The 17,849-nt window shown below is 61.9% G+C and carries 20 protein-coding genes; 12 read left to right on the top strand and 8 right to left on the bottom strand.

Features of this window, described 5'->3' with window-relative positions:
- Positions 1–466 precede the first annotated feature (466 nt).
- Together rhtA and ACK59Z_RS24880 are read left to right on the top strand one after the other, a co-directional pair.
- The gene (rhtA, locus tag ACK59Z_RS24885; RefSeq protein WP_108191638.1) at positions 467–1,354 is read left to right on the top strand and encodes a threonine/homoserine exporter RhtA; all 888 of its coding nucleotides are present in this window, start codon (positions 467–469) and stop codon (positions 1,352–1,354) included.
- 191 nt (positions 1,355–1,545) lie between these two features.
- Positions 1,546–1,827, top strand: a complete 282-nt coding sequence (locus tag ACK59Z_RS24880; protein ID WP_108191639.1) for a hypothetical protein — start codon at positions 1,546–1,548, stop codon at positions 1,825–1,827.
- Between the two features lie 38 nt (positions 1,828–1,865).
- Here the strand turns inward: ACK59Z_RS24880 and ACK59Z_RS24875 are convergent, their stop codons facing one another.
- Positions 1,866–3,674, bottom strand: coding sequence for an aminopeptidase P family protein (locus ACK59Z_RS24875; RefSeq protein ID WP_019752064.1), 1,809 nt, complete (start codon positions 3,672–3,674; stop codon positions 1,866–1,868).
- 220 nt (positions 3,675–3,894) lie between these two features.
- On the opposite strand from ACK59Z_RS24875, the gene ACK59Z_RS24870 reads away from it, so the two are divergent.
- Positions 3,895–5,013, top strand: a complete 1,119-nt coding sequence (locus ACK59Z_RS24870; protein WP_108191640.1) for a DUF3182 family protein — start codon at positions 3,895–3,897, stop codon at positions 5,011–5,013.
- The gene (locus ACK59Z_RS24865; RefSeq protein ID WP_108191641.1) at positions 4,997–5,767 is read left to right on the top strand and encodes a S9 family peptidase; all 771 of its coding nucleotides are present in this window, start codon (positions 4,997–4,999) and stop codon (positions 5,765–5,767) included. Before ACK59Z_RS24870 ends, ACK59Z_RS24865 begins: the two co-directional genes overlap by 17 nt.
- On the opposite strand, the gene ACK59Z_RS24860 is transcribed toward ACK59Z_RS24865, so the two are convergent.
- A complete protein-coding gene (locus ACK59Z_RS24860) occupies positions 5,746–6,126 on the bottom strand; it encodes an antibiotic biosynthesis monooxygenase (protein WP_014753863.1) in 381 nt (126 codons plus the stop codon). The two genes, ACK59Z_RS24865 and ACK59Z_RS24860, sit on opposite strands and share 22 nt — an antisense overlap.
- Positions 6,127–6,207: 81 nt before the next feature.
- On the bottom strand, positions 6,208–7,200 hold the full coding sequence (locus ACK59Z_RS24855; protein ID WP_004577150.1) for a GlxA family transcriptional regulator: 993 nt from the start codon (positions 7,198–7,200) through the stop codon (positions 6,208–6,210).
- 82 nt (positions 7,201–7,282) lie between these two features.
- Between ACK59Z_RS24855 and ACK59Z_RS24850 the strand changes: the two genes are divergently transcribed.
- A complete protein-coding gene (locus ACK59Z_RS24850; protein ID WP_108191642.1) occupies positions 7,283–7,831 on the top strand; it encodes a cysteine hydrolase family protein in 549 nt (182 codons plus the stop codon).
- A 48-nt stretch (positions 7,832–7,879) separates the two neighbouring features.
- Here the strand turns inward: ACK59Z_RS24850 and ACK59Z_RS24845 are convergent, their stop codons facing one another.
- Complete coding sequence (locus ACK59Z_RS24845; protein WP_003250134.1) at positions 7,880–8,443, bottom strand: helix-turn-helix domain-containing protein; 564 nt, start codon at positions 8,441–8,443, stop codon at positions 7,880–7,882.
- Positions 8,444–8,527: 84 nt separating this feature from the next.
- Here ACK59Z_RS24845 and ACK59Z_RS24840 point away from each other — a divergent pair, with 84 nt between their 5' ends.
- From ACK59Z_RS24840 to ACK59Z_RS24810, 7 genes are all read left to right on the top strand, one after another.
- Positions 8,528–9,478, top strand: coding sequence for a DMT family transporter (locus ACK59Z_RS24840; protein ID WP_108191643.1), 951 nt, complete (start codon positions 8,528–8,530; stop codon positions 9,476–9,478).
- 150 nt (positions 9,479–9,628) lie between these two features.
- Complete coding sequence (locus ACK59Z_RS24835; protein WP_003250131.1) at positions 9,629–12,544, top strand: monovalent cation/H+ antiporter subunit A; 2,916 nt, start codon at positions 9,629–9,631, stop codon at positions 12,542–12,544.
- Positions 12,544–12,888, top strand: coding sequence for a Na+/H+ antiporter subunit C (locus tag ACK59Z_RS24830; protein WP_003250128.1), 345 nt, complete (start codon positions 12,544–12,546; stop codon positions 12,886–12,888). The genes ACK59Z_RS24835 and ACK59Z_RS24830 overlap by 1 nt, the downstream gene beginning before the upstream one ends.
- Positions 12,885–14,564, top strand: coding sequence for a monovalent cation/H+ antiporter subunit D (locus ACK59Z_RS24825; RefSeq protein ID WP_108191644.1), 1,680 nt, complete (start codon positions 12,885–12,887; stop codon positions 14,562–14,564). The genes ACK59Z_RS24830 and ACK59Z_RS24825 overlap by 4 nt, the downstream gene beginning before the upstream one ends.
- Entirely contained in the window at positions 14,561–15,049 is a 489-nt protein-coding gene (locus tag ACK59Z_RS24820; protein ID WP_003250117.1) for a Na+/H+ antiporter subunit E, read from the top strand. Before ACK59Z_RS24825 ends, ACK59Z_RS24820 begins: the two co-directional genes overlap by 4 nt.
- On the top strand, positions 15,046–15,324 hold the full coding sequence (locus ACK59Z_RS24815; protein WP_003250109.1) for a K+/H+ antiporter subunit F: 279 nt from the start codon (positions 15,046–15,048) through the stop codon (positions 15,322–15,324). Before ACK59Z_RS24820 ends, ACK59Z_RS24815 begins: the two co-directional genes overlap by 4 nt.
- Positions 15,321–15,686 (top strand): Na+/H+ antiporter subunit G, encoded by a 366-nt coding sequence (locus ACK59Z_RS24810; RefSeq protein WP_019752068.1) that lies wholly within the window; start codon positions 15,321–15,323, stop codon positions 15,684–15,686. The genes ACK59Z_RS24815 and ACK59Z_RS24810 overlap by 4 nt, the downstream gene beginning before the upstream one ends.
- A gap of 12 nt (positions 15,687–15,698) precedes the next feature.
- Here the strand turns inward: ACK59Z_RS24810 and ACK59Z_RS24805 are convergent, their stop codons facing one another.
- From ACK59Z_RS24805 to ACK59Z_RS24790, 4 genes are all read right to left on the bottom strand, one after another.
- Positions 15,699–15,911 (bottom strand): hypothetical protein, encoded by a 213-nt coding sequence (locus tag ACK59Z_RS24805; protein ID WP_070096888.1) that lies wholly within the window; start codon positions 15,909–15,911, stop codon positions 15,699–15,701.
- Complete coding sequence (locus ACK59Z_RS24800) at positions 15,908–16,378, bottom strand: hypothetical protein (RefSeq protein WP_003250101.1); 471 nt, start codon at positions 16,376–16,378, stop codon at positions 15,908–15,910. The genes ACK59Z_RS24805 and ACK59Z_RS24800 overlap by 4 nt, the downstream gene beginning before the upstream one ends.
- A 345-nt stretch (positions 16,379–16,723) precedes the next feature.
- On the bottom strand, positions 16,724–16,918 hold the full coding sequence (locus tag ACK59Z_RS24795; protein ID WP_003250100.1) for a hypothetical protein: 195 nt from the start codon (positions 16,916–16,918) through the stop codon (positions 16,724–16,726).
- Positions 16,919–17,095: 177 nt separating this feature from the next.
- The gene (locus ACK59Z_RS24790; protein ID WP_003250099.1) at positions 17,096–17,500 is read right to left on the bottom strand and encodes a TraR/DksA family transcriptional regulator; all 405 of its coding nucleotides are present in this window, start codon (positions 17,498–17,500) and stop codon (positions 17,096–17,098) included.
- Between the last annotated feature and the right edge of the window lie 349 nt (positions 17,501–17,849).

The raw sequence follows: 17,849 nt of genomic DNA, 5'->3' as shown, positions 1-17,849 counted from the left end.
CTGGGTTTTTAAGAAACCCTAAACTTGGCTCAGCAATCTCAAATGACTATGTGATTTCTCGCATGGCCACTTGTGATGCTGATAATCTTTTTGACTATCAGTCCGTACTCACAAGCACCCACACGAATTGCTTGATTCGATTTGTTAAAGAGCGTTTGGTTAAGAGCTTTTCATCTCAACCGAGGCGCGCATTCTACGCTTTCCTCAGAGCCTGTCAAGCGTTTATTTTGAAGTTTTTTGCGAGAAACTCGTTTAGCTTCAAACACTTGACTCAACACAGTGGCTAGCTTTGCTTCGCTACCGCGTTGGAGTGGTGCGCATTATAGGGAGGCTATCGAGAAGGTCAACCTTTAATTTCAATGATTTGAAATATTTCTGGCAAAGCCGCTTGAGGGCTACCACCCACCCAACCAATTGCGCACTATATTGCTCACCACCTCCCTCGCCAAAGGATTGCCGCACTTAAATGAACACCCAGCCCCGCAGCCTGGCCGCCACCCTCTTCCCGATCGGCCTACTGCTTATCGCCATGGCATCGATTCAGTCCGGCGCCTCTCTGGCCAAAAGCATGTTCCCCATCATCGGCGCACAAGGCACCACCACCCTGCGTCTGATCTTCGCCAGCATCATCATGCTGCTTATATTGCGCCCGTGGCGGGTACGCATGACCGCCAACACGTTGCGCAACGTGGTCATCTACGGCATGGCACTGGGCGGCATGAACTTCCTCTTCTATATGGCCCTGCAAACGGTACCCATCGGTATCGCCGTGGCCCTGGAATTCACCGGCCCGCTGGCCGTGGCGATCTTCTCCTCGCGCCGACCGATCGATTTCCTGTGGATTGCCCTCGCCATCGCTGGGCTGCTGCTGTTGCTGCCAGCAGGTCACAGCGGCCAGGCACTCGACCCAGTGGGCGCCGCCTATGCGCTGGGGGCGGGTGTGTGCTGGGCGCTGTACATTCTGTTCGGGCAACGTGCAGGGGCCGAGCACGGCATCCAGAGCGCGGCCCTGGGGGTGGTAGTCGCCGCCCTGTTCGTCGCCCCCATCGGTATCGCCCACGCCGGTAGCACTCTGCTCACACCTGCCGTGATCCCCATGGCGTTGGCCGTTGCAATACTGTCCACTGCCCTGCCATACAGCCTGGAAATGGTTGCCCTCACGCGAATCCCGGCGCGCACGTTCGGCACCCTGATGAGCATCGAACCGGCATTTGGCGCCTTGTCCGGCCTGCTTTTCCTCGGCGAGGTGCTGACGCTTACTCAATGGCTGGCGATTCTGGCAATCATTACCGCCTCGGTCGGCACCACCCTGTCCATGCGCAAGGCACCCAGCCCGGCCATCGCAGCAGACTGATATGAGAAATATTTTCATTTGAGAAAGGATTAGTGATTGTAGCAGCCCGTCTCGCTGATTAAGCTGTCACAGAATCATCATCTTTACGCTATCTACTGGGCCGAACACGGACGCTGGGGAAGGTTCAGGAAGAACCGAAGCGACAACGACAGGGTCGTGACAACTGATTTGCCCTGCATTTAAGGACAGGAATGAAACGAATTTTTCTCATCCTGGCCATCTTGGCTATTGCTGGATGTGCCGCCACAGCCAAGACCGAGGTCAAAAGGGGCAAGAAGGGCCTGCATATCAATTGCTCCGGCCTTTCTTCCTCGTGGGACAATTGCTACAGCAAGGCCGCAAGCTCTTGCAGCACGCGCGGCTACCGGGTTGTTGCGCGTTCGGGCGATAGCGATGAAGAAGCTGGTGACTACTTGTTCGGCATCAACCCGGCGGGTTACACCAGCCGTAGCATGATCGTCATCTGTAAATAGAGAAAAGGGCAGATCGCAAACTGCCCTTTTCATCTGCGTTACAGCGGTGCAGTACGCACCTCCAACCAAGCTAACGCATCCCCTTGGAGCAAGGGCGCCAGGCGCTCACGTACGCGGGCGTGATAGCCGTTCAGCCACTCCACCTCTTCCTTGGTCAGCAGCTCGGGCAACAGACAGCGGGTGTCGATAGGGCACAGCGTCAAGGTCTCGAATTGCAGGAAGTCACCGAAGGCACTCCTCCCCGCTTCGCGGTTGACCACCAGGTTCTCGATGCGAACGCCCCACTGCCCCGGGCGGTACGTACCCGGCTCGATCGAGCTGATCATGCCCGCTTGCATGGCCGTCTGCGGTGCGGGTGCCGCCTGGTAGGCGATTACTTGAGGCCCCTCGTGCACGTTCATGAAGTAGCCCACCCCGTGGCCGGTACCATGGCCATAGTCGACCTGGTCAGCCCAGATCGGCGCCCGGGCAATGGCGTCGAGCAACGGCGACAGTACCCCTCGCGGGAACGTGGCACGCGACAGCGCAATCATGCCCTTGAGTACACGGGTGCAGTCCTGCTTCTGTGCCTGGCTGGGGTTACCGACCGGCACCATGCGGGTGATGTCGGTAGTGCCGCCCAGGTATTGACCGCCCGAGTCGATCAGCAGCAAGCCATTACCCTCGATGAGCGCATGCGACTGCTCGGTGGCACGGTAGTGTGGCATCGCGCCATTGCCATTGAAGGCGGCAATGGTAGAAAAGCTCAGTGACACGAAATCAGGGCGTCGAGCACGCGCGGCACTCAATTGCTCGTCAACCGTCAGCTCCGTAATGACCTCCCGGCCGAGGTTCGCCTCGAACCAGGCGAAAAACTCGCACAAGGCTGCGCCGTCCTGCTCCATGACCTGGCGAATATGCACCAGGTCGTCGTCACCCTTGCAGGACTTGCTCAGCGTGGTGGGGTTTAGCCCCTCGACAAGAACCACCTCTGCCGCCAGGTTGTCCAGCAGGCCGCAGGTCACCCGGGCCGGGTCCACCAGCAGCCGCGCCCCCGCAGGAACGGTGCCAAGCGCCTTGCCTGCTTCGCTGTAGTCGCGCACCTCGATGCCGTCGACCTCCAGCACATGACGCAGGTGCGCGTCCACCTTGTCCTGGCCCACGAACAGGATGGCCTGCTGCTGATTGATCAGGGCAAAGGCCAGGAAAACCGGATTGTAAGAAACATCGCTGCCGCGCAGGTTGAACAGCCAGGCAATGTCATCCAGGGTTGCGATGAAGTGCCAGTCGGCCCCCTTGGCCAGGATGCCCTGGCGCAATTGCGCGAGCTTTTCCGCCCGGCTCACCGTGGCGTGTGGCGGCAGGTGCTGGTACACCGGGTTGCCTGGCAGCGCCGGGCGCCCGTCCCAGACCTGACCCAGCAGGTCCATGTCAGTCACCAGCTGCGCCCCACGCGCCTTCAGCCGCTCGGCCAGCTGGCGCGCCGAAGCCAGGGCCATGACCGCACCATCCACTGCCACGCGACCGTTGGGCTCGACGTTTTCGCCCAACCATTCCAACGCTCCGGGTTTGCCCGGCAACAGTTTCATCAGTTCGATGCCGCTGCCCTCCAGCTCCTGAGCTGCCTGCTCCCAGTAGCGGCTATCGACCCACAGCCCGGCAAACCCAGGCGTCACCACCAGTGTACCGACCGAGCCCTGGAACCCCGAAAGCCACTGGCGCCCCTGCCAGTAACCGGGCAGGTATTCGGAAAGATGGGGGTCGGCCGAGGGTACCAGCAAGGCATCGATGCCCCCTGCCGCCATGGCTTGGCGCACGTGCACCAGTCGCTGCGGCACACTTTGCTCAAGGGTGGTCTGGACGTTCATGCGCTCTCCTGCGACTTCATAACGGTTGATCCAATAGGCCGATAATGGAACAGCCACCAAGGCGCTGCAATCGCGACGACCAAGATACGGCATGCATTGCCCACCACGCCCTGTGCCAATAGGACACTTCCTACAACAGGACCAGGACCACCGATCAAGTTCCCCTGAACTTCCCCAAGACACCGACTTCACACACAGTACACTCATTGCACACAGGCAAATGACCATGCCCAGTGCCATCGAACCGAAAGCCGGCGTGGTGTTGCTTGACACCCGCGACCACACGCCCGAACACGAGCACGGCGTTCATCTAAAGCTTGTCGAAGGCCTGGCACGTTTGCTGGGCTGCTCACCTATACAGCCCACGCAGCAGCCAGACGCCGCCGATGCCTACTATTATGTGCCAACCGAGACCCTGATCGACCCCAGGCGATATGCCGCCTTGGGTATTTGCAGCGAACAGGACCTGTTTGGCGGCATGGTGCCGCACCCCTACATGGCAACCAAGGCGATCTCTCACCCGTTACCCGCCGAGGCCAGCTTCCCGCCGGGCTGGACCGACGACTTTGCCCGACAGGCCAGCGATGCCCTGCTGCGCGGCTACACCGTGTTCAGCAAAGCCGACGCTCGCACTGCCGCACAGTTGCTGCTGCTCGACGGCCCGCTGAGGGTCAAACCGGTACTGGCCTGCGCAGGACGTGGGCAACAGGTCATCACCACTGCAGGCGCCCTGGAGCCTCTGCTGGCCGGTATGGATGACCAAACGTTGGCGCTGTGGGGCCTGGTGCTCGAAGAAGACCTGAGCCAGGTGCAAACCTTCAGCGTCGGCCAGGTGCGCGTCGCCGGCTTGACCTGCAGCTACTACGGCACCCAGCAATTGACACGTGACCATCAGGGTACCGAGGTCTACGGCGGTTCTGACCTGGTGGTGGTACGTGGCGACTATCAGGCGTTGCTACAGCTCCCACTGGACGACCACCTGCGCCTTGCCATCAACCAGGCCATGGTTTACGAACAAGCCGCCGAGCAGCACTTCCCGGGCTTTGTCGCTTCACGTCGCAACTACGACATCGCCCGCGGCATCAGCCCTTCGGGCCACCTGTGCAGCGGGGTGCTCGAACAATCCTGGCGCCTGGGTGGTGCCAGCAGTGCCGAACTGTTGGCCCTGCAGGCGTTTGCCGATGACCCTGCATTGCAACGGGTACGTGCCTCCACCCACGAAGTATTCGGCAACCCCGACCTGCCCACTGACGCCACCCTCTTTTACCAAGGAAACGACAGTGAACTCGGACAACTCAGTAAATTTGCGCGGATTCGCGAACATGGCCATTCAGAGTGAAACCGTTGAACTGCAGGTCGAGAATGACCGCATCGCCGGCACCTTGGTCAGCCCGGGTACCAAAATGCCGGGCATTCTCTTCGTACACGGCTGGGGCGGCAGCCAGCAACGTGACCTGGCCCGCGCCCGGCATATCACCGGGCTGGGATGCGTGTGCATGACCTTCGACCTGCGCGGTCACGAAAAGACCGAAAGCCAGCGCCTCACGGTCACCCGTGAACAAAACCTGCAGGACTTGCTGGTGGCTTACGATCGACTGGTCAGCCACCCGGCTGTCGACAGCAGCGCCATCGCCATTATCGGCAGCAGCTATGGCGGTTACCTGGCGACTCTGCTGACCCGCCAACGGCCAGTCAGATGGCTGGCCCTGCGGGTACCTGCCATGTACTGGGATGACGAATGGGGCACCCCGAAGCAAACCCTTGACCGTCAACGCCTGAATGCCTATCGCCAGCGCCACCTGGGCCCGGCCGACAACCGCGCGCTGGCCGCGTGCGCCGAATTCGGCGGGGATGTGCTGCTGGTGGAGTCAGAGCAGGATGACTACGTGCCGCACAGTACCTTGATGAACTACCGCTCGGCGTTCGTCAACGCCCACTCGCTCACCCATCGCATCGTCGACGGCGCCGACCACGCACTGTCCAGCGAAGAGAGCCAGAAAGCGTACAGCTCGCTCCTGGCGGCATGGGTCAGCGAGATGGTCATAGGTGCCCGCCTAGATCGCTACCCGCACTACGCACCTTGGTATGCCTGAGGACCGCCCACCTGGCAATGCAGGACGCCATCGTCGCCGCGCACCAGGCTGCGCAGGGCCTGGTAGGCGGCGAAGTTGACGCCGCGTGCCTGATGCTGGCCCAGCAGGTCAAGAAAGGATTCCTCGATGAAGTGCACGGCCGCCGCCGCCCAGGCCTGGCGTGACTGCCATTGCAAGTACTGCAACACCCGGCTGCCATCGTCGCTGGCCTGGATGCTCACACCCTGCAGCCCTTCGCAACGCGCAGCCAACGCTTCACTACGGGCCACCAGGGCCTGAGCCAACGCTTGCTGGCACATACTGGGCACTTCGTATTCGATCATCTGGGTAAACCACAAGGCATGAGGTGATGCCAACATCGACAGTCTCCTGGCTACGTACGCATGCAGCGCGATGCCGAGCAGGGTAAAACCTCAAGCAAAGTCAAGGTCAAGTGGTTTCTATAGAGCCTCGCCGGATACCGCAAACCGCCGCCGATATTCACTCGGGGTAAGGCCAGTGACACGCTGGAAGACCTTGCGAAACGCGCCCGGATCCTGATAGCCGACACCCCACGCGATCTGTTCGACGTTGCGCCGGGTAAACTCCAGCAAGCGGCATGCACGCCCCACCCTCACCTGCTGGCAATACTCGGTCGGGCGCAGCCCGGTAGCGGCACGAAAGCGCCGCAAGAAAGTGCGCGCCTCCAGCCCCGCGCAGGCCGCCATCGTGGCCAGGTCAGCATCCTGCCCGCCATTGCCCTGCAACCAGTGCTGCACCTTCAACACGGCCTCGTCGCCGTGATCCAGGCGCGGGTTGAACACAGCGCCGGGCAGCGGCGCCGCGACCGGATCGACGGCCAGATAGCGGGCGGTCTCCTGAGCCACCGTCGTCCCCAAAAAGCGCTCCAGCAGGCGCAAGCCGAGGTCCGTCCAGGCCATCAACCCTGCCGAGGTCACGATGTCGCCGTCATCCAGCAACGGCTGCTGAGCCTCTACCCGCACCCTGGGGAAGCGCTGGGCAAGCGCATGCACATAATTCCAGTGCGTGCAGGCCGGGCGCCCGTCGAGCAAACCGCTGGCGGCAATGAAAAATACACCGATGCATACCGACGCCAGCACCGTACCACGCCCGTGCAGCAGGCACAGCGGCGCGCGATGACGTTCGAGCAACTCGGCTTGCGGAGCTGACTCCAGGCTTGGCGGAATGATCAGGACCCGCAGGCCCGGTACGGTGACAGCTGAGTTATCCGACGCAGGCAACAACTGCCCCGTCTCATCTGCCTGCCAGCAACTGACGCGAATGTGCGGCAGCTCGACGGCCCCCAGTTCGGCCGCAACCCGGTTGGCCACCAGGAACAGGTCGGCCAGGCCATGCACAGCGGCGCGCTGCACGCCGGGGTATAGCAGCAAGCCGATATCCAGGTTAGCGCCGGTGTCAGTTTTTGCCCGCATAGTGTCGTTCGCGCCAATCCTCAGGTGAGTGAACACAGCCTATAACTAACGTCTCTCGACGACTACTGCCACAGGAGGCAGCATGAGCAAGCAAGCACTGATCATCATCGACATCCAGAACGACTACTTCCCGGGCGGCAAGTGGCCCCTCGATGGCGCCGACCAGGCGGCCGACAACGCCGCCCGCCTGCTGGCGGCCGCACGCCAGCGCGGCGACCTGGTGGTCCATGTGCGGCATGAGTTCGACACTGCCGATGCACCCTTCTTTGCCCCCGGCTCGCAGGGTGCGGCCATCCACGCCAAGGTCGAGCCATTGCCGAGCGAGCCGGTGGTGCTCAAGCACAAGGTCAACGCCTTCCTCGGTACCGATCTTGAGCACACGCTGGACCGGCATGGCGTCGAGGCGCTGACCATCGTCGGCAGCATGAGCCACATGTGCATTGACGCCGCCACCCGGGCTGCAGCCGATCTGGGCTATCAAGTGACTGTGGCGCACGATGCCTGCGCGACCCTGCCCCTGGCGTTCGACGGCAAGCAGGTGCCGGCGGCTCATGTGCACGATTCGGCGATGGCGGCGTTGGCGTTTGCCTATGCCAATGTGGTGAAGACCGACGAGCTGCTGAAAAACTGATCGGCTTGAGACCTTTGGGGCTGCACAGCAGCCCCAAAGCCTGCAGGCTCAAATCGCCACATTGCGCACAAACCGAACAGCCACCACGCCATCGTTACGGTAGGCATACCGGCAGTTACTGGGGAACACATGGAACTGCCCCACCTGCAAGCGATGCTCGACCTCTTCGATGATCAGCGTCAGCTGCCCATCAATCACATAAATCTGCTCGCTCCAGCCTTCGGCATCGGCCTCACTGTGATAGCACTCCCCCGGTGCCAGGGTCCATTCCCAAAGTTCCACCTCGCGCCTTGCCGGGCTGGTGCCCAGCAACACCGCTCGGCTCTGCGGGTGTTCGCCAGCCCACGCCAGCTCTTCAATGCGCCCGGGGTCGCGCAGGTCTGGCGCCTGGATCAGGGTACTGAAAGCCACGCCCAAGGCTTCGGCAATCAGGTCCAATGTGGTCAGGCTGACATTCTTCTCGCCCGCCTCGATCGCGACCAGCATGCGCCGGCTGACCCCTGAACGCTCGGCCAGCGCCGCCTGACTCAAGCCGGCGGCGTTGCGCAGACTGCGCACATTGAGGCTGACATGTTGCAGCACCGATGCCCGGTGCGAAGAATCCTTGTGCACTATATTGCTCACTGGTCAAGATTGCGCAGTATACTGCCCACTTTTGCGGCGATTGTGCGCCGCCCTTTCCGAGTGTGCAAGACCATGAATCAGCCCAGCAGCAAGCCTACCCCTGCCGTCACCTTCCGCCTGAGCAAGGCCGAACTGGTGCTGGTATTCATCACCATGTTGTGGGGCGGCACTTTCCTGTTGGTGCATAACGTAATGACCGTCAGCGGCCCGATGTTCTTCGTCGGCCTGCGTTTTGCGGCAGCCGCGCTGTTCGTTGGTGTGGTCTCGGCGCGAGCGCTGCCCGGCCTGACCTTCACCGAACTGAAGGCCGGCATGCTGATCGGCGTGTCGATCATGCTCGGCTATGGCCTGCAGACCATGGGCCTGCAAACCATCAGCAGCAGCCAGTCAGCGTTCATCACTGCGCTGTACGTCCCGTTCGTGCCGCTGCTGCAGTGGCTGGTGCTGGGGCGGCGGCCTGGCCTGATGCCCAGCATGGGTATCTGCCTGGCATTCATCGGCCTGATGCTGCTGGCCGGGCCGGAAGGCGGCAGCCTGCGTTTCAGCGAGGGCGAACTGGTCACCCTGATCAGCGCCGTGGCCATCGCCGGTGAAATCATTCTGATCAGCCGCTACGCCGGTCAGGTCGATGTGCGCCGGGTTACGGTGGTACAACTTGCGACCGCATCGCTGCTGGCGTTTCTCATGATCGTGCCGACCCAGGAGCGCCTCCCCGACTTCTCCTGGCTGTTGCTTGCCAGCGCAGTGGGCCTGGGCGCAATGAGTGCGGTGATCCAAGTGGCGATGAACTGGGCACAGAAGTCGGTCTCGCCTACCCGCGCCACACTCATCTATGCCGGTGAACCGGTGTGGGCAGGCATCGTCGGGCGTCTGGCTGGCGAGCGCCTGCCTGGCGTGGCGCTGCTCGGCGGCCTGCTGATCGTGGTTGCCGTGGTGGTCAGTGAACTCAAGGTGCGACGCCCTCGCGAAACCGTCGAAACACGCGATGTGCAGAACCCAGGCGAACGCCAGGCGGGGCTGTAAAACAGTCAACAGCGGCTATTCTTTGTAAAAAACTGTTATAAAAAAACCGCTTGTCACAGCCGGTTTGTAGGATTCTGCGACAGCTTGCGTGTTGGTGATAAACACCTCGGCACGTATGATTCTTTGCAAACTTCTCCAGAATAGGCCGCTATGTCCTTGATAGTGCTATTGCTTCTGCCGTTCGTGGGCAGTTGCCTGGCAGCTGTGCTGCCGCACAACGCACGTAACGCCGAGTCCATTCTTGCCGGGCTCGTAGCCCTGGTCGGCACCGTCCAGGTAGCACTTCTGTACCCTCAGATTGCCCATGGTGGCGTCATTCGCGAAGAGTTCCTGTGGCTACCCAGCCTGGGGCTGAACCTGGTGTTGCGCATGGACGGCTTTGCCTGGCTGTTCTCGTTGCTGGTACTGGGCATTGGCACGCTGGTATCGCTGTATGCGCGCTACTACATGTCACCGCAAGACCCGGTCCCACGCTTCTTCGCGTTCTTCCTGGCCTTCATGGGCGCCATGCTCGGCCTGGTCATCTCCGGCAACCTGATCCAACTGGTGTTCTTCTGGGAACTGACCAGCCTGTTCTCCTTCCTGCTGATCGGCTACTGGCACCACCGCGCCGACGCCCGTCGCGGCGCCTACATGGCGCTGATGGTAACCGGTGCAGGCGGCTTGTGTCTGTTGGTAGGGGCCCTGCTGCTCGGCCATGTGGTCGGCAGCTATGACCTGGACAAGGTCCTGGCTGCCGGGCATACCATCCGCCAGCATGCGCTTTACCCGGTGCTGCTGCCCCTGATACTCATCGGCGCCCTGACCAAGAGCGCACAGTTTCCCTTCCAGTTCTGGCTGCCCCACGCCATGGCAGCGCCCACACCGGTGTCGGCCTATTTGCACTCTGCAACCATGGTCAAGGCCGGGGTGTTCCTGCTGGCACGCCTGTGGCCGGTACTTTCCGGTAGCGAGGAGTGGTTCTGGATCGTCGGCGGTGCCGGCGCCCTCACCCTGCTGCTTGGCGCTTTCGCCGCCATGTTCCAAAATGACCTCAAGGGCCTGCTGGCCTACTCGACCATCAGCCACCTGGGCCTGATTACCCTGCTGCTGGGCCTTAACAGCCCGCTGGCTGCCGTCGCCGCGGTATTCCACATTCTCAACCATGCCACCTTCAAGGCCTCGCTGTTCATGGCCGCCGGCATCATCGACCACGAGAGCGGCACCCGTGACATTCGCCGCCTCAGCGGCCTGATCCGCCTGGTGCCCTACACCGCGACCCTGGCCATGGTCGCCAGCGCCTCGATGGCCGGCGTGCCGCTGATGAACGGCTTCCTGTCGAAGGAAATGTTCTTTGCCGAAACGGTATTCATCAGTTCCACCGCCTGGGTCGAGGCCACGCTGCCGGTGATCGCCACCCTGGCCGGCACCTTCAGCGTGGCGTATGCCCTGCGCTTTACCGTCGATGTGTTCTTCGGGCCGACGGCCCAGGACCTGCCCCATACCCCGCACGAGCCGCCACGCTGGATGCGTGCTCCGGTGGAGCTGCTGGTGCTCACGTGCCTGGTCGTGGGCATCTTCCCCACCCAGTCGGTCGGCCCCCTGTTGGCCGCTGCGGCCCTGCCGGTGGTTGGCGGCACCCTGCCAGAATACAGCCTGGCCATCTGGCATGGCTGGAACGCGCCGATGATCATGAGCCTGGTCGCCATGAGCGGCGGCATCGTTCTGTACCTGTTGCTGCGCAAACAACTGCGCCTGGGTCGCTTCCCCTACCCGCCCGTGATCGAGCGCTTCAATGGCAAGCGGTTGTTCGAGCACGGCCAGGTTCACCTGATGTTGCTGGCGCGTCGCATCGAACGCCTGTTCACCACCCGGCGGCTGCAGTCGCAGCTATTCATGCTGGTATTCGCCGCGTTCCTCGCGGGCCTCACGCCGATGCTCCATAGCGGCCTGAGCTGGGGTGATCGCCCGAAGATTCCGGGTTCCGGTGTATTCGTCGCCCTGTGGCTGATCGCCATCGCCTGCGCCATCGGCGCCGCCTACCAGGCCAAGTACCACCGTCTGGCGGCACTGATCATGGTCAGCGTCTGCGGCCTGATGACCTGCATCACCTTCGTCTGGTTCTCTGCGCCCGACCTGGCACTGACCCAGTTGGTGGTGGAAGTGGTCACCACTGTACTGATCCTGCTCGGCCTGCGCTGGCTACCACGGCGTATCGAAGGCGTGTCGCCGCTGCCGGGTAGCCTGGAGCGCGCGCGCATGCGCCGCCTGCGCGACTTGCTGCTGGCCGTGCTGGTGGGTGGCGGCATGGCCGTGCTGTCGTACGCCATGCTGACCCGGCCCACGCCCAACGACATTTCCTCGTTCTATTTGAGCCGTGCGTTGCCTCAGGGCGGCGGCACCAATGTGGTCAATGTCATGCTGGTCGACTTCCGCGGCTTCGATACCCTCGGTGAAATCACCGTGTTGGTGGCTGTGGCGCTGACGGTGTTCGCCCTGCTACGGCGCTTCCGTCCTCCGAAAGAGAGCATGCAGCTGCCGGCGCAACAACGCCAGCTGGCGCCGGACGTAGTCACCGACCTGATCAACCCGCGGCATGCCACCGATACCGCGCTAGGCTTCATGATGGTACCGGCAGCGCTGGTGCGCCTGCTGCTGCCGATCGCCTTGCTGGTGTCGATGTACCTGTTCATGCGCGGACACAACCAGCCCGGTGGCGGCTTTGTCGCTGGCTTGGTCATGTCGGTGGCGTTCATCCTCCAGTACATGGTGGCCGGCACCCAGTGGGTCGAAGCGCAGATGAGCCTGCGGCCGCTGCGCTGGATGGGTACCGGGCTGCTGTGCGCGACCCTGACCGGGGTCGGCGCCATGCTGCTGGGTTACCCGTTCCTCACCACCCATACCGCCCACTTGCACCTGCCATTGCTGGGTGATGTGCACGTGGCCAGCGCGCTGTTCTTCGATATTGGCGTATTCACCGTCGTGGTCGGCTCGACCCTGCTGATCCTCACAGCCCTGGCGCACCAGTCGGTGCGCGCCTACCGCCCGGGCAACCCGGCAAAAACCAGCCAAGCAGGAGCCGCCTGATGGAAGAAGTGATTGCAGTCGCCATCGGCGTGCTGGCTGCCTCCGGAGTGTGGCTGATCCTGCGCCCGCGTACCTACCAGGTGATCATGGGCCTGTGCCTGCTTTCTTACGGGGTCAACCTGTTCATCTTCAGCATGGGCAGCCTGTTCATCGGCAAGGAGCCAATCATCAAGGATGGCGTTACCCAGGACCTGTTGCATTACACCGACCCGCTGCCACAGGCACTGGTGCTCACCGCCATCGTCATCAGTTTCGCCATGACCGCGCTGTTCCTGGTAGTGCTGCTGGCCTCGCGAGGCCTGACCGGTACCGACCACGTGGATGGCCGGGAGCGTGACGAATGAGTGATATCAGTCAACTGATTATCGCCCCCATCCTGCTGCCGCTGATCACGGCGGCGATGATGTTGCTGCTGGGTGAAAAGCACAGGCACATAAAAGCCAGGCTGAACCTGCTGTCTACCTTCTCCGGCCTGGTGATCGCGGTCTGTCTGCTGCTGTGGGTGCGCACCCAGGGCCAGGCAGCGTCGATCGGCGTGTACCTGCCGGGCAACTGGCCGGCGCCATTCGGCATCGTGCTGGTGGTGGACCACCTGTCCGCGCTCTTGCTGACCCTGACCGGGGTCATCGGTTTCAGCGCGCTGCTATTTGCCCGTGCCCGCTGGGACGGTGCAGGGGCCAGCTTCCATGCGCTGTTCCAGATCCAGCTGATGGGGCTGTACGGCGCCTTCCTCACCGCCGACCTGTTCAACCTGTTCGTCTTCTTCGAAGTGCTGCTGGCCGCCTCCTATGGCCTGCTGCTGCATGGTTCGGGGCGTGCGCGGGTGCGCGCCGGCTTGCACTACATCGCTATCAACCTGTTCGCCTCGTCGCTGTTCCTGATCGGCGCAGCGATGCTGTATGGCGTGACCGGCACCCTGAACATGGCGGACCTGGCGCTGAAGATTCCACTGGTACCGGAGGCCGACCGTGGCCTGCTGCATGCCGGCGCGGCAATCCTGGCCATGGCCTTCCTGGTCAAGGCCGGTATCTGGCCGCTGAACTTCTGGCTGGTGCCAGCTTACGCGTCTGCCAGCGCGCCGGTGGCTGCACTGTTCGCCATCATGACCAAAGTCGGCCTGTACGCCGTGCTGCGCCTGTGGACGTTACTGTTCTCCGGGCAGGCCGGGGCCTCGGCGCATTTCGGCGGCGAATGGCTGGTTTACGGCGGCCTGGTTACCCTGGCGGTGGCAGCGGTATCAATCCTGGCGGCACAGCGCCTGGAGCGTATGGCGGCACTCAGTATCCTGGTCTCGGCCGGCACGCTGCTGGGTGCGGTGGGTTTTGCCCAGGCGGCTTTGACCGGCGCGGCGCTGTTCTATCTGGTCAACTCGACCCTTGCGCTATGCGCACTGTTCCTGCTCGCCGAACTGGTCGAACGCTCGCGCTCGGCCAATGAAGCGCCGCTGGACGACGAAGAAGACGCCATGCCGCCGCCACTGGAATCGCTGCACCCGCCCAAGGGCATCAACCTCGACGATGAACAGCAGGTGGTAATCGGCCAGATCATCCCGTGGACCATGGCCTTCCTCGGCCTCAGCTTCATCGCCTGTGCGCTACTGATCATCGGCATGCCGCCGCTGTCGGGCTTTGTTGGCAAGCTCAACCTGATCAGTGCGCTGTTCAATCCACTGGGCCTCGGCGTACCGGCCGAGCAGCCCCTGAGTGCCGCCGGCTGGGGCCTGGTGGCGTTGCTGATCCTGTCCGGCATGGCCTCGCTGATCGCCTTCGGCCGCGTCGGCATCCAGCGTTTCTGGAAGCCCGAAGAGCGTCCGTCCCCGGTCCTGCGGCGCTATGAATGCCTGCCCATTGTCATCTTGCTCGGCCTGTGCCTCATCCTCAGCTTCAAGGCCGAGCCGTTGCTGCGCTACACCCAGGACACTGCCGCCAGCCTGCAGGCCCCCGATGCCTATATCGACGCCGTGATGGCCGCCCGGCCGATTCCTGGCCCCACCTCGCGCGACGTACAGGTGCAGCCATGAACCGACTGTTCCCCGCCCCACTGCTATCGGTCTCGCTGTTCGGCCTGTGGCTGCTGCTGAACCTCTCGGTCAGCCCTGGCAACCTGCTGCTGGGCGCCGCACTTGGCATACTGGCGCCACTGTTGATGGCGCCCCTGCGTCCGCAGCATGCACACGTACGGCGCCCCCTGGTCATCGCCCGCCTGATCGTCCGGGTCGGCATCGATGTGATCGCCTCCAACCTGCTGGTGGCCCGCGGTGTGCTGCGGGCCGGCAAGCAGCCGCCACGCTCTGCGTTCGTTCACATACCACTGGCATTGCGTGACCCCCACGGCCTTGCAGCGCTGTCGATGATCACCACGGTGGTGCCTGGCACCGTCTGGTCCGAACTGGCACTGGACCGCAGTGTGCTGTTGCTGCATGTGTTTGAGCTGGACGATGAAGCGGCCTTCATACAGCACTTCAAGGACACTTACGAACGCCCGCTTATGGAGATTTTCCAATGACAGGCCTGCTCGCCAATGCCGTCCTCGCCAGCCTGTTCATCTTCGCCCTGGCCATGGGCCTGGCGCTGATCCGGCTGTTCCGTGGCCCGTCCGCCCAAGACCGCGTGCTGGCCCTGGACTACCTGTACATCCTGGCCATGCTCACCATGTTGGTGCTGGGTATCCGTTATGCCAGTGACACCTACTTCGAAGGTGCCCTGCTGATTGCACTGTTTGGTTTCGTCGGCTCGTTTGCCTTGGCCAAGTTTCTGCTGCGCGGTGAGGTGATCGAATGACTGAAGCCCTGGTACTGCCATTCTGGCTGGAGTTGGTCACCGCCGCGCTACTGCTTACCGGCAGCCTGTTCGCCCTGATCGGTGCTATAGGCCTGGTACGCCTGAAAGACTACTTCCAGCGCATGCACCCGCCAGCGCTGGCCTCGACCCTTGGTGCCTGGTGCGTTGCACTGGCCTCGATCATCTACTTTTCGTGGCTCAAGGGCACCCCTGTGCTACACGCGTGGCTGATTCCGATCCTACTGTCGATCACTGTGCCGATTACCACGCTGTTGCTGGCGCGGGCGGCACTGTTTCGCAAACGCATGTCCAAAGAGCCGGTGCCTGAAGAGGTCAGCAGCGGCCGAGACCGTGGCAATTGAAGGTTTGCCGTCTCAACCTTGGCTGAGGCGCTGCAACTCTCGCCGGACCATGGCGGCATATGGCGGCGGGCTGAGGCGATAGAGCTCAGCCGCCACCCAAGTCAACCAGGCGCCTTGCAGCTTTTCACGTCCGGCCAGCAAACGTTCTGCCTCAGCCACGGCATCTGCCTGGTGCTGCCGATGAAACTCGGCCCGCGAGGCTGGTGCGTCGTCACTGTCGATCATTCACTGGCCTTGAAGGTGGTCAGTTCACCCTTGCGCCATTTGGCGACCTTGCCAGTCACTGCTTTAAGCAACTTGCCCAGGCCTTCCTGCACTTGCTGCTGCGCGGCGAATACCAGCATCACGCCATGGCCTTCACGAAACACGATGCCCTCGCCTTCCGGCACAGAAACGAACGCGTAGTCGCCCACGCCATACACATTCAACTTGATTTCGCGAAAGCGCATTTCCAGCTTGCCACCTTCGCGGCTGGGCAATACGGCAGCACGAAAGTGGTCGCCGACTTTCAGTTCAAGGCGCTGCTTGTCATCGACCACCAGTGCACTCTCGGTGTCGATTTCGGCCATGTACAGGCCTTCAGGACTCTGTTCGGTGACATAGATGAAGCGGCCCTGAAACAGTTGGGCCAATTTACCGCGCAAGTCGCCCAGGGCGAACAACGCATGCGTATCAAGTGTGCTGACTGCCAATGAAGTAATCCTCAACCGGTTACAACCCGCCCTCACCCAAGCTCGGGGAGGCACGGCCATTTCTTATCGATAGGCAAAAAGAGTAATAAAGCGATATGCGAAATGTCTGTGCTCGCTGACGATGCAGCGTGCAGGAATCTTTACTCTGGTTTGCCAGACTCGCCCTCAACCGAAGGCGTTTGGCTCATTCCCGGCTTGGGAAGCGTGATGCCTGAAATCACTCGCCAGAAATCGCAACCAATGGCGTGAGCCTGCAAGAAGACAAGCCCTGGCATCCATGTGCGCATTACTGTAGGACAAATATGCCCGAAAACACCGAAACCCGTCGAGAGGCAATAAACATTTTCAGGCAGCCAGCCCTTTCTTCAGTTGCAGTTGCCAGGCAGCCTGACACTCAAGCGCTTCTTCGCGCGTGGCGAAGGCGGTGCCGCGGCGCTCGCCATTTACCAGCACGACCCAGCAAATGCGCTTGCCCAGGGCCTGCAAGGTGGCCGGCACACCCGACCCTATCATCACAGCCACATCGACTCGGCTATTCATCATTCCCTCCGGAATTTAATTAGCACCCTAACGATAAAGCCATGATACGCCCGACAGTGGCGCGGAAACAGCGCATCCCGGTACATCAGTGTTTCGTAAGGCGTAACAAAAACGGTATCGACGAGAAACGCAAAAAGCCCCAGGAATTGCTTCGAGGGGCTTGCACCACGCGCGGGTTTATACCTGACGCTGGTGGCGGTCGAGCTGCTCGTGGCGCTCCTGGGCTTCGATGCAGTACTTGGTGGTCGGGCTGATCAGCAAGCGCTTCAGGCCGATAGGCTCACCACTGTCATCGCACCAGCCGAAGCTTTCGTCGGCAATACGGTCCAGGGCCATTTCCAGCTGTGGCAGCAGGCGCTGGTCGCGGTCGATGGCATTTACCAGCCAGCTACGTTCTTCTTCGACCGAAGCCACGTCGGCGGGGTCTGACGGGGTGTCCAGGCCTTCGATGGTGGTGCGGCTGAGTTCGATGCGTTCATGGGTTTCGACTTTCATCGCCTGCAGCAGCTCAGTAAAGAAGGCAAGCTGGTCGGCGTTCATGTAGTCATCGGCCGACATGGCCAGCAACTGTTCCTTGGTCATCGATTTCTCTATGAAAAAATGTGCATTTGGGCGATTCATGTGCCGTCGATGCCTATGCATCGCCAGCGGAATTCTTCAAGCGCCAACCGGCACTCTTTTACAGGGGGCGGCAGTCTAAGGCGCCACGCCGCGTGGAGCAACTGCAAATGGGTGCGAATTTGCTTCCACTGCTCACAATCCGCTGGTCGGCACCCCAGCTCAGCTGCAGGGCCAGTAGTAAACTGAGATTCTGGCAGTGCCCATCCACCTGCTGTTGCTGTTGCTGTTGCCGTTGCTGTTGCTGTTGCTGTTGCTGTTGCTGTTGCCGTTGCCGTTGCTGTTGCTGTTGCCGTTGATCTTGATCTTGATC

It is taken from the genome of Pseudomonas sp. KCJK9058 (assembly GCF_046230975.1).
Classification (GTDB): Bacteria; Pseudomonadota; Gammaproteobacteria; order Pseudomonadales; family Pseudomonadaceae; genus Aquipseudomonas; species Aquipseudomonas alloputida.
Note: the sequence above shows the minus strand (reverse complement) of the source record. Positions and strands in the feature narration are given on the sequence as shown.

What these genes read in the sequence shown, in the direction of transcription:
- ACK59Z_RS24790 (WP_003250099.1), bottom strand. Translation starts at nt 17,500, where the DNA reads ATGACCAAGGAACAGTTGCTGGCCATGTCGGCCGATGACTACATGAAC.
- ACK59Z_RS24815 (WP_003250109.1), top strand. Translation starts at nt 15,046, where the DNA reads ATGACAGGCCTGCTCGCCAATGCCGTCCTCGCCAGCCTGTTCATCTTC.
- ACK59Z_RS24855 (WP_004577150.1), bottom strand. Translation starts at nt 7,200, where the DNA reads ATGCGGGCAAAAACTGACACCGGCGCTAACCTGGATATCGGCTTGCTG.
- ACK59Z_RS24805 (WP_070096888.1), bottom strand. Translation starts at nt 15,911, where the DNA reads ATGATCGACAGTGACGACGCACCAGCCTCGCGGGCCGAGTTTCATCGG.
- ACK59Z_RS24810 (WP_019752068.1), top strand. Translation starts at nt 15,321, where the DNA reads ATGACTGAAGCCCTGGTACTGCCATTCTGGCTGGAGTTGGTCACCGCC.
- rhtA (WP_108191638.1), top strand. Translation starts at nt 467, where the DNA reads ATGAACACCCAGCCCCGCAGCCTGGCCGCCACCCTCTTCCCGATCGGC.
- ACK59Z_RS24875 (WP_019752064.1), bottom strand. Translation starts at nt 3,674, where the DNA reads ATGAACGTCCAGACCACCCTTGAGCAAAGTGTGCCGCAGCGACTGGTG.
- ACK59Z_RS24880 (WP_108191639.1), top strand. Translation starts at nt 1,546, where the DNA reads ATGAAACGAATTTTTCTCATCCTGGCCATCTTGGCTATTGCTGGATGT.
- ACK59Z_RS24825 (WP_108191644.1), top strand. Translation starts at nt 12,885, where the DNA reads ATGAGTGATATCAGTCAACTGATTATCGCCCCCATCCTGCTGCCGCTG.
- ACK59Z_RS24835 (WP_003250131.1), top strand. Translation starts at nt 9,629, where the DNA reads ATGTCCTTGATAGTGCTATTGCTTCTGCCGTTCGTGGGCAGTTGCCTG.
- ACK59Z_RS24860 (WP_014753863.1), bottom strand. Translation starts at nt 6,126, where the DNA reads ATGTTGGCATCACCTCATGCCTTGTGGTTTACCCAGATGATCGAATAC.
- ACK59Z_RS24865 (WP_108191641.1), top strand. Translation starts at nt 4,997, where the DNA reads ATGGCCATTCAGAGTGAAACCGTTGAACTGCAGGTCGAGAATGACCGC.
- ACK59Z_RS24830 (WP_003250128.1), top strand. Translation starts at nt 12,544, where the DNA reads ATGGAAGAAGTGATTGCAGTCGCCATCGGCGTGCTGGCTGCCTCCGGA.
- ACK59Z_RS24795 (WP_003250100.1), bottom strand. Translation starts at nt 16,918, where the DNA reads ATGAATAGCCGAGTCGATGTGGCTGTGATGATAGGGTCGGGTGTGCCG.
- ACK59Z_RS24850 (WP_108191642.1), top strand. Translation starts at nt 7,283, where the DNA reads ATGAGCAAGCAAGCACTGATCATCATCGACATCCAGAACGACTACTTC.
- ACK59Z_RS24840 (WP_108191643.1), top strand. Translation starts at nt 8,528, where the DNA reads ATGAATCAGCCCAGCAGCAAGCCTACCCCTGCCGTCACCTTCCGCCTG.
- ACK59Z_RS24820 (WP_003250117.1), top strand. Translation starts at nt 14,561, where the DNA reads ATGAACCGACTGTTCCCCGCCCCACTGCTATCGGTCTCGCTGTTCGGC.
- ACK59Z_RS24870 (WP_108191640.1), top strand. Translation starts at nt 3,895, where the DNA reads ATGACCATGCCCAGTGCCATCGAACCGAAAGCCGGCGTGGTGTTGCTT.